Origin of the sequence: Pseudomonas sp. 1D4, from assembly GCF_001728925.1 — a bacterium.
Taxonomy (GTDB): Bacteria; Pseudomonadota; Gammaproteobacteria; order Pseudomonadales; family Pseudomonadaceae; genus Metapseudomonas; species Metapseudomonas otitidis.
On sequence record NZ_LXJQ01000115.1, the window covers coordinates 1 to 1680 of the forward strand.

Below are 1680 nucleotides of genomic sequence, written 5' to 3' on the forward strand. Positions count from 1 at the left end.
GAATCCAGAAGATGCCGTTGAGCACCAGCCGATCATCACTTCGAGGTCGGCCCATCTTCTGTTCCGGGGCAACCAGATCCTTGATCAACTCCCAGCCCGCATCTGGGAGTTCGTAGCGCCTTGCCATGTGGACCTCCAACCAATCATGGTGGCGATTCTACCTGTACCGACTTTTCGTACAGAACCTAGACTGCAATGCGTCATTTCTGGCCTGCGATATGCTTCTGCCTTCCTGCTGGCGCTGAGTCGCATGCTTGGATTTTTATAGCAGGATTCTAGGCGCAGCGATTTCCCTGTAAGGCTTGCCAGAATTCAGGGATAGCAGTACTGACAGATGATGGATTCATGTAATAAGTCCATCCTCCGGCACTAAATAGCGTGGAGACTAGGAAATATGAAATGGCTAAGGATATCGCTCCGAGCCATTTTTTCTTTCCTGATGTATTGCGATAAATTCTTGTATATGAAAATAGACCCACTCCAATACATATAGCCATGGATATTCCTAAAAATTGGGTGACAAAGTATGAGCTACCACACCCTGAAAGCCCGGAAAAAAATGCTGCGCCGGCAATATAGATGAATGTCCCGATACACAGTGATAGGGGCCATAATCTTACTGTGGGCACAATGTTTCTTTCGTTATGGTATGACATACAAGGTTCCGTATCTAACAAGTGTGTCCGGGGTGCTGCCATAGATAATATTGAGCCCGGCTCGATTTAGTATTGGCACTGTCTTAATGGAGCTTCCTTCAATTCCAGGGGTTGTTTTGGTCGAAAGTAGGAATGGTTTGATTTTTCCCCATTGTTCTGCGTCTGTAGCTGCTATACATCCCACAGTACGGCCAGGCTTGTGAAGGCGAATTCCCCATCTGCCATTGGCTTGATCTATGTCGTCATTAGGGGTTTCGTCTTGAGGATCAAGTCTGAAAAAGTCGTCGCGTGGTGTTCCGTAGATTGTATATGTCCCGTCGGGCGCTGGGTCTCCATATGGTTTTCCGCCTGATTCAAAGGTTCCCGATACCATTTGTTTTGTGTCAGAGTCATATAGAAATACTTCGCCAGTGCTCTTCTGGTAGTAGCCGGAAACTTCTAGTCCAAAGAAATCGTAACTATTAAGTGGGTTGCCCATTGTATACCCATAAGTATTCAACCCTCCCTTAAGCCCAATCGGATCACTCTCCACATACCTACCCGTCTCCGGGTCGTAATCCCTGAAGTAGTTGTAATACAGCCCACTGTGCGCATCGGCGACCTGCCCGGGGAAGCGCAGGATCACGTCGATGGTGCTGCCGTGGTTGTTCGGCTGCCCCACGCCAAAGGCATCGCTCGGCCAGCTCCACACCAGGTTGCCGCCCTGGTTGGTGGCCAGGCGCGGGGTGTTGAGGTGGTCGCTGTGCAGGTAGGTGAGGGTGGTGCTGGCGATGGTGGTGCCGGCGCTGTAGGTCAGGTCGATCTGGGCGATGGGCAGGCTGTCGAGCCAGACGTAGTAGCTGGCTTTGCTCTTCCTGCCGGCGGTGGTGTAGCGCACCTGGCCCATGACCTGGCCGTCGGGGCCGTAGAGGTAGGTGTAGGGGGTACGGGCGGTGCCCTGCTGGACCTCCTTGAGCACCCGCTGGCCGAGGGCGTTGTAGGCGTAGTGGGCGATGGGGGTACCGGCCTTGTCGGTGACGGCGCT

1 protein-coding gene and 1 pseudogene are annotated in these 1680 nt (G+C 52.6%); both read right to left on the reverse strand.

The features are described from left to right. A pseudogene (locus tag A7D27_RS26790) lies at positions 1 to 127 on the reverse strand (IS5/IS1182 family transposase); the annotation flags it as partial. Positions 128 to 642: 515 nt separating this feature from the next. Next, on the reverse strand, positions 643 to 1680 hold a 1038-nt coding region (locus tag A7D27_RS26795; protein ID WP_305884690.1), incomplete at its 5' end, for an RHS repeat-associated core domain-containing protein.